The following is a 7,958-nucleotide window of genomic DNA, read 5'->3' as shown; positions in this document are numbered from 1 at the left end:
AACTTGAACACATCATTCATTAGATTATCCTTTTTGCTTAATGGGGTCCACATGTTCCATCCCGTCCTCTTCCTATTTATTACTAGACAGTATGGACACTTTCTCTATTAAACAGACATCTAACATTCACTTTAGCGAAGAAGCATCTTTTTTTTGCATGGCCAAATCGTCTTTCTCTTGTCGTAAAGAAGATTTGCACAAAGTGACTAGATGCGTCTAGTAGGTGCTGCAGACGGTGGAGACGGTCCGTAAAAGAAAAAGTAGAACTTGGGATAGCATATGTACACCTTGGAGAAACCGGATTTGGATTACATAAAGGAAGAATACGAGAAACTAATAAGCCTAGCACCCAACGCAGACGCGGCCGCAAAAAGGCGTCGGGGATTTGATTTCGAGCGCCTACTGAATAAGATGTTTTCCTTTGAGCAACTCGAACCGCGCACAGGTTACAGACCGGTGGGTGAACAGATTGATGGCTCCATCTATCTTGATGGACGCATTTATATCTTAGAAGCAAAATGGCATGCAGAGCCTTTGCCCGCTTCAACCCTCTATCAATTCAAAGGCAAGGTCGAAGGCAAGTTGGCTGGTACATTTGGAATCTTTATTTCAATGTCGGGCTATGCAGAGGACGCCGTTGATGCACTCGTTCTTGGCAAGACGCTCAACATCATTTTATTTGACAAACGAGATTTGGACGCTGCGATCAGTCGTAATATCGGATTCACTAATGTTCTCAAACTAAAGCTCCGTAAGGCAGCAGAGGAAGGTGCAATTTATTTCCCTTCTGAAGGTGAACTCGTCACTGCCGAAAAGAAGCATGTCGTCGAGATTGACCGTCTCAAATTCGACTCGATAACAGGCAGAGTTGAAGCCATGCAGTCCGTCGCTGTCACTTCAGCTGATCTATTAATCGTGTGCGAGGGTGAAACTGATCGTGATGTGATTGCTACTCTTTCTAAGAGAATCCTAAGTAATGCTGGCTCAAATCGATCAATCAAAATTCTTGTCGCTATGGGGAAACTCACAATTCCTCGCGTGGCAAACGCGCTCAGGAACACATTCTATACTGATTCTAAGGTGCTTATAGTAGTCGATGGTGACGGTGACCCCGTTAGGACAAAAGAGATGTTGGAGCAAGGCATAGAATTCGACGAATGGATTTCTACAATACCAAACCCTTCCATTGAATCCTGGTTTGAAATCGATGATAACGATTTAAGGAGAAGGATGAAGTATCGTTCTGATCAGATCCGATTTGCTGCCAGTGTGCTTGACATTGTGGAACTACAAAAGCGAGACGCGGAATTCGCTCGATTCTATAACACCATCCTTGGACTTTAAACTTATCATGGAAAATAGGGCGTGGAAAGCACCACAAGGGAACTAATACGTTCCCGCATGACACAAACCTGCCGAAGATGTGGAGGAAGGGGAGCAGAATCATTTTGAATTGATCGCCGGAGATTTGCTGTCTGGGGTCGCTTCGAAGCACCCACTGCTGAACAGGCCCCAAATTGCCTAAGGTCAGTCCTGAACGACCCAGCCGTAAACACGACTAATGAGTTCCAAGTTGCGTGCGCTACCGTGCTGACCACAGGCATGTCTGGACAAGCTGTAACATCTTCAAACAACTCAACAATGTATATACTACTGATTTAATCTTGAAAGTGAGGACAAGACGCTGTGTTGTATGTTATGTGGAGAGAGGAAGTAACGGGGATTTTTGCTTCAATAGGTTTGCGGAATCAAAATAGGTTGCATAACGTACAGTTTGCATGTATTCTATTTCTATAAAATACCAAAATAATAGGAGATCATATGTGTGCTCCGTGTGAAGCAGGAAAAAATTGGTGATCGCATCAAAAGCTTACCTAATTGCTACAATAATTGAATATTCTATTTTGTGTTAAATTAAATTTGTGTTAAATTAAATTCATATGGAAATGGAGGGGCTTTTATGACAATAGGAGTCTATATTTTTAGAGTTTGAATATCTTTTACATATGAACAAAATACGGATTTTGTGAAGATGTATAAGAAAAACCGCGAAGCACGCGGGTTTATCGATCCATGTTTTGTACATTGACACAAAGTTCCCTACCAAAATGACACAAAGTTCCCTACTTTCAAGCATTTAAGCCCTTTGTCTTTAATAAACGGAGCAAATTTGGAACTTGGTAGGCAACTTTATGATGTCATTCTCCAGTCAGGTAGGCAACTTTTTGTCATTCTCCAGCCTAGTAGGCAACTTTATGTGTCATTCTCCAGTCTGGTGGGTAACTTTATGTCAATTTTCCAGCCTGGTAGGCAACTTTGTGTCACTCCCTCCAAATTATTTATCCATGTTGTTTACAGCGTTTCTCATTTGATCATCTGTTAAGTGCGTATAAATCATTGTAGTTTGTATTGAAGAATGTCCTAATTGATTTTTTAATTTTGGAACATCATTATTCTCAATATGATAACGTGTGGCAAATGAATGCCTCAAAGAATGAACCGTCAAAGCCGGCTTTCCAAATGCTGTTGCATATTTCTCAACAAGTTTTTCTATAGAACGTTGTGTTAAACGTCTATTTTTACCTTTGCGTCCTACAGGTGCTGCAATAAACAAATATTTTTCATTTTTATTTGGAGTATATCTTGTTTCCCTTACCTGCAGGTAATTCTCAATATCTAGGGATGCTTGGCTGCTAAAGTAAACATATTGCTCTTTTCCCCCTTTTCGAGTTACTCTTACAGATGATTTCGTCAGATCTAAATCCTCAAGGTTGATTCCGGAAACTTCCGATAATCTAAGTCCTGATCCTAAGATTAATGAAATTATTGCCGTATCTCGTTCACGATTAAACTGATGGAAATTCATGATACGTTTATTTGTTTTGTTTAATTCGCCATAATCGTATGCTACAAACACTCTAAAAGCTTCAAAATCATTTTCTCTCAGTATTTTCCCTTCCATACGATTTGCGATCGTTTCCTGACTTTCTTTTACTGCATTCAAGTCCATTTTAGCCATAACATTTCGTTGTATATAAGGCTTTAAATCAATTGTTTCGGCTTTATTCTGTAAGTAATCAAATAAGGACTTAAGAGAAGAAAGCTTACGGTTTATTGTTAGCTTATTATTCCCAAGTTGATACTCCAAAAAAGATAAAAAGCTTTCTGTTTCACGTATCGTTAATGTTTCTAGCGTGGATAATTCAATTTCTGTTCTTTTTTGAACTGTGGTAAAGTTCTCTGTAATCAGCCAATCAAAAAAGATTATATAATCGTGGCAGTAATTAAGAAGTGTTGAGGCAGAAAGCTTACGCTTCTTACTGTCAATAAATTCAGTAACATACCAAGGTAATTCACTCAACTTATCGTCAATTCGACCCATAAGGTGTAATTTAGCTTGTTTATCCAAAACAACCACCCCCAAATGAATATAACTTCTAAGTAATTATTCGTCAAATTATTATTTTACGTAATTATAACTTTGATCCAGTAACCACCGTAGTTGGCTAAGTCATTTCTTCTATCCCCGTTTTGTTCTGCTCGGATCATACTTATTCCCTCTAAACAAACGTAGCTCGTCAGGTTGAGATTGACTCTACACTAGAGTTTGACGATTTACAGCCCCAAGATTCTATCCTTTTTGAAACTAGCAAGAAAAACAACATAGAACCATCAGATGTATATGAACATGAACCAAACTAATATATTCATTCATAAAGAATTTGATATAGTTTCGACCTAGAGCGCTAGTTCAATCTAATTGTCTTCTTTGTATTCATTAACGTCTTCATTCACTAAACCCCTTTGATCACTAAGAAAGGTATATCTTGTGTAACTATCCACTAGATCTGGTGGAGTATTCTCTACAATAATAATTTGATGCTCATCACATAGTTCAATAAGAATCTTATATAATTCTTCATAAACCTCAGGATCATTTATAAGATTTTTATCTAAAGCCTCTTCTTCTCCTTCAGATCTTTTTTCCTTTTTAATTGTGCCGAGGTATTTACTCAAAGAATCCAACATTAGTATGCCTGGATGTCCTACAGCATAACCTTTTTTCTTACTATTAAGAATAGCTGCTAAATAAGAGATTTGCATGCATAACAACAAACCTCCACTCTCATGCTCATATACGCTTGAACCACGATAGTAAGGAATGTGTGTGTCCTTACTTATAAATGTTTCGTGCGGGTCATCATATTTCAGCCTAAGCATATATGCTTGATACTCACGATCAAGAAACTTAAATACTTTATCTTTATAAGACTCGCTGACTTTAAGTTTTTCCAGCTCACTCTCTAAACGCTTAATTTTAGATTCAAGTTCAGTAACTAAATTTTCTTTTTCTACAATTTTATTGTGTAATCGCAAGCATTCTCTTATAATTTCACGTTCTCTACTTAATTTATTGATAATACTATCTAACTGAGATAAAAATGGCACTTCAGTTTCTTTAACAAATTCTGCAATTGCATTACTTAATATTGCTTGTTTCTTATTCCATCGCGATATTTTCAAATCTAAATCTTCAATTAGTCTACCTTCGTTATCAATCATTCCAGAAATCATTTTTATTTTGTTATTAGGGCGTGTCTGAAAACTAGATAATGCTTCAAAAGCGTAAACGTAGCATAATTTTACAAGAATGAATCACGAGGGGATTGTAAAAAGATGCTAAGACGCCACGAAATCAACGAACAGAACTGGGAACGGATACAACAGCTATTGCCGCCCGAAAATACAGGGGAAGGTAGACTCTCGAAGCCCAATCGAGTTATGCTAAATGGAATGCTTTGGAAAGTAAAAACAGGCGCTCCTTGGCGCGATTTGCCTGAACGTTTTGGTCCTTGGAAAACCGTATAATCCCGATTCCGTTTGTGGAGCAATGATGACCTTATTCAAAAGGTGTTTGAGTCCTTGACTAGCGATGCTGACTTGCAGGATGTCTCTCTAGACAGCACTTCCTGTAAAGTTCATCAGCACGCATCGGGGGCTGAAAACGCCGAAACCAACCAAGAAATCGGACTTTCCCGAGGGGGACAAAATACGAAGATCCACGCCGTAGTGGACGCGCTGGGTAATCCGGTTCGCCTGTTTTTGACGTCTGGAAACATCCATGACTGTACGGTAGCGACCTAAGTCCTCTCTGGCGTAGCATTGTCTGGAAGCGCTGTTTTAGCCGATAAATCCTATGGAACCCTGGACATTCGAACGTATATCGAATCCCAAAACGCCACGTTCTGTATTCCGCCCAAGTCCAATGCGAAAGTTCCTTGGGCATGTGATTTTTACCATTATAAAGAACGCCATGTTGTGGAATGTTTTTTTAACAAACTCAAACAATTCCGTGGGATCGCAACACGCTATGACAAGCTTTCCCGAAACTTTTTGAGCTTCGCCTTTCTGGCTTCTGTGATGATTTTGTTGAAGTAGCTCCATTAAAATTAGTTTTCAGACACGCCCTAATATCGTTAATGCAAATCTGCCCCTTTCTTGCCCCAGATTCAGTGCAGTCTCTAATTCGGATTTAAAGTAAGCGTCAAATTCAGCCCACCTGTAAACCCCAAACCAGTCATGAGATCATAGGCATATCTTAAATCAAGGAGAGCTGCCAGATGACCAAAGCCGAACGACGTCAGCATCAATGGACAGAACGCATCAGAGACTATCGAGCCAGTGGCCTAACCATGTCTGCCTGGTGCGAAGCCCAGGGCGTGACCCTGCATCAACTGAAATATTGGCTCCGCAAAATGGATTCCAGCATCCCTTCCACCTCCACGCCTCATTTTATTCCGGTTACCGTTTCCTCGCCATCCTCTTCTCCCTCATTGACACTTCGCATCGGTCTGGCCTCTCTTGACGTGCAGGAAGGCTTTTCTCCTGAACTGCTTCGTCAAGTGGTTCAAGCACTGGAGACCTTATGCTGACGCTGCCCGAGAAGGTCTATTTAGCCGGCAGGAGCACGGATTGACGCAAATCTATCGACGGGCTGGCCGCCTTGGTTCAAGAGCGGTTTCAGCTCAATCCCTTCGCTCCTTGCTTGTTTGTTTTCTGCAACCGTCAGCGAGACAAACTCAAAATGCTCTATTGGGAGCACAATGGCTTCTGGCTGCTGTACCGCCGCTTGGAACGCGGAACCTTCCAGTGGCCGGGGCCTAGCGACTCGCCGGTTGCCCTTTCTTTTCGCGAACTTCGCTGGCTCCTGGATGGGCTTTCCCTTCACCAGTGGCAGGCTCACAAGCAGGTCACGGCTCAGACCGTCGTGTAACGTTTTTTTCATTGTATGAAACCCCAGTAGCAGGAGAATAGACAGCTTTGTTGAAATTTTAGGGTATGGAAAATCAAGCGAATTCCCCATCTACAATAGAAGAACTCCAACAACAAAAGGTCAAGCTGAAGCAGCAAAATGCCGAGCTGACCGCTAAACTAAAGTGGTACGAAGAACAGTTCCGTCTGGCCCAGCACAAGCGCTTTGGCACCTCCAGTGAAAAGACCCCTCCGAATAAGCTGGAGATGAACCAGTTCAATGAAGCCGAAGTATTGGCAACTCTGGCTTCCGAAGAGCCTCAGACCGAGACGATTACCTACATCCGCAAGAAATGGACGGACAGTCGCGAGGCCAAGCTGGAGCAATTCCCCGTCGATACCCTTCACTACGAACTGCCCGAAGAAGAGCAGGTTTGTGCGTGCTGTGGCGGAGAACTTCATCCTATGAGCACGGAGACTCGGAACGAAATCACCGTAATTCCGGCAGAAGTCAGAGTCTTGCGTCATGTTCGGCTGGTCTATGCCTGCCGCCGGTGTGAACGCGAAGAGATTCAGACGCCCATCGTCACGGTTCCCATACCGAAATCGACTATCCGGGAATTCTGGCTTCGCCGTCCATTCTGGAGCAATGTCATGAACCAAAAATATGTAGAGAGCCAGCCGCTCTATCGCCAGGAGCAGCAGTTAGCGGTGTCAGCCACTGATCCGCCCCGTACATCATCCAATTCGCCAGCGTTTGGCGCAAGAGCGTTAGACCCATTCTCCCCCTCCAATCCAAGGGAAACAGAACTCAGCGCGGCTTCATGCCTGGCTGCCGGACAACTGGTAGACGAACGGCTCGGTGAACTGCCAGATAGCTTCGTGTACAAGCGCAGCCGCACAGAAACTGTATTGATTCTGAAAGGGAGTCTGCCAGTAGAATTATCCGCACAATTGTAAACCTTTACAGAATGCCCGCAAGCTACGCTGAAAACCATGTGCAACTGTGAACTGGCCCTCTCTCTGGGCAATGTACAGAATCTCTAACTTGTGCTTTTTTCCCCAAATGCATCCACAAGAACATTCCTATGCGGATCTTCGCGATTAAAAAAGATGACTCCTGTTAAATACAGGAATCATCTGATGAACAATCATAATAACCTATTTTACTCCATTGTTTTTGATAACATTTTGATACCAGTAAAATGATTTCTTTTTTCTCCGTTCCAATGTTCCGTTTCCTTCGTTATCCCGGTCAACATAAATAAAACCATAACGTTTGCTCATTTCGCCGGAAGATGCGCTTACGATATCAATACATCCCCATGGAGTGTATCCCTAACCATGTGAAAATATTCTCCAGATGGGTAATAAAAGATAAGGAAAGAGGAGATAAACATGCCTTCAACCAAGAGCCGGATTCCCCCAGAAAAGAGACTGTATTTCCATAGCGAACCGCGGCAATGTCCGCAAATTTATGAATCTATCTCTTTCATATCAAGATCAAATCAAAGCATAATATCTTCATAATCCCTCAGATTGATGCGGATTATAAATTTATTTAAAATAAGAATCTATATAGGCCGCAATTAAGATCATAACCTGACAAGCAGGCGATCAATCGTTTCCAACGGTTGCTGATTGATTCGCTTCATAAATTGACTGACATGAAGTTTAATCTTATAGAATTTTTCAAAAAAGACGTT

Annotated in this window: 5 protein-coding genes and 3 pseudogenes; 4 read left to right on the top strand and 4 right to left on the bottom strand. The window is 41.7% G+C overall.

The features are described 5' to 3' along the window. The first annotated feature begins 303 nt into the window (after positions 1-303). Complete coding sequence (locus E0698_RS25955; protein WP_202895085.1) at positions 304-1,344, top strand: TOPRIM nucleotidyl transferase/hydrolase domain-containing protein; 1,041 nt, start codon at positions 304-306, stop codon at positions 1,342-1,344. Between the two features lie 991 nt (positions 1,345-2,335). Here the strand turns inward: E0698_RS25955 and xerS are convergent. Continuing rightward, complete coding sequence (gene xerS, locus E0698_RS25950) at positions 2,336-3,409, bottom strand: tyrosine recombinase XerS (RefSeq protein WP_192513392.1); 1,074 nt, start codon at positions 3,407-3,409, stop codon at positions 2,336-2,338. 347 nt (positions 3,410-3,756) lie between these two features. Next, positions 3,757-4,563, bottom strand: a complete 807-nt coding sequence (locus E0698_RS25945) for a hypothetical protein (RefSeq protein WP_192513391.1) — start codon at positions 4,561-4,563, stop codon at positions 3,757-3,759. 114 nt (positions 4,564-4,677) lie between these two features. On the opposite strand from E0698_RS25945, the pseudogene E0698_RS25940 reads away from it, so the two are divergent. Together E0698_RS25940 and tnpA are read left to right on the top strand one after the other, a co-directional pair. Continuing rightward, positions 4,678-5,439 (top strand): annotated as a pseudogene (locus E0698_RS25940) (IS5 family transposase). Positions 5,440-5,621: 182 nt separating this feature from the next. Next, positions 5,622-5,933 (top strand): IS66 family insertion sequence element accessory protein TnpA, encoded by a 312-nt coding sequence (gene tnpA, locus E0698_RS25935; protein ID WP_192513390.1) that lies wholly within the window; start codon positions 5,622-5,624, stop codon positions 5,931-5,933. 20 nt (positions 5,934-5,953) lie between these two features. Here tnpA and E0698_RS27230 read toward each other — a convergent pair whose 3' ends face one another. Next, positions 5,954-6,286, bottom strand: coding sequence for a hypothetical protein (locus E0698_RS27230; protein WP_238354162.1), 333 nt, complete (start codon positions 6,284-6,286; stop codon positions 5,954-5,956). A 53-nt stretch (positions 6,287-6,339) separates the two neighbouring features. On the opposite strand from E0698_RS27230, the pseudogene E0698_RS25925 reads away from it, so the two are divergent. After that, a pseudogene (locus tag E0698_RS25925) lies at positions 6,340-7,017 on the top strand (transposase); the annotation flags it as partial. A 396-nt stretch (positions 7,018-7,413) separates the two neighbouring features. Here E0698_RS25925 and E0698_RS25920 read toward each other — a convergent pair. Next, positions 7,414-7,590 (bottom strand): annotated as a pseudogene (locus E0698_RS25920) (family 1 glycosylhydrolase); the annotation flags it as partial. Positions 7,591-7,958: the final 368 nt, after the last annotated feature.

Source organism: Paenibacillus sp. 23TSA30-6 (assembly GCF_014858585.1).
Taxonomy (GTDB): domain Bacteria; phylum Bacillota; class Bacilli; order Paenibacillales; family Paenibacillaceae; genus Paenibacillus.
The sequence above is the reverse complement of the archived record's forward strand: the minus strand, read 5'-3'. Positions and strand labels throughout refer to the sequence as shown.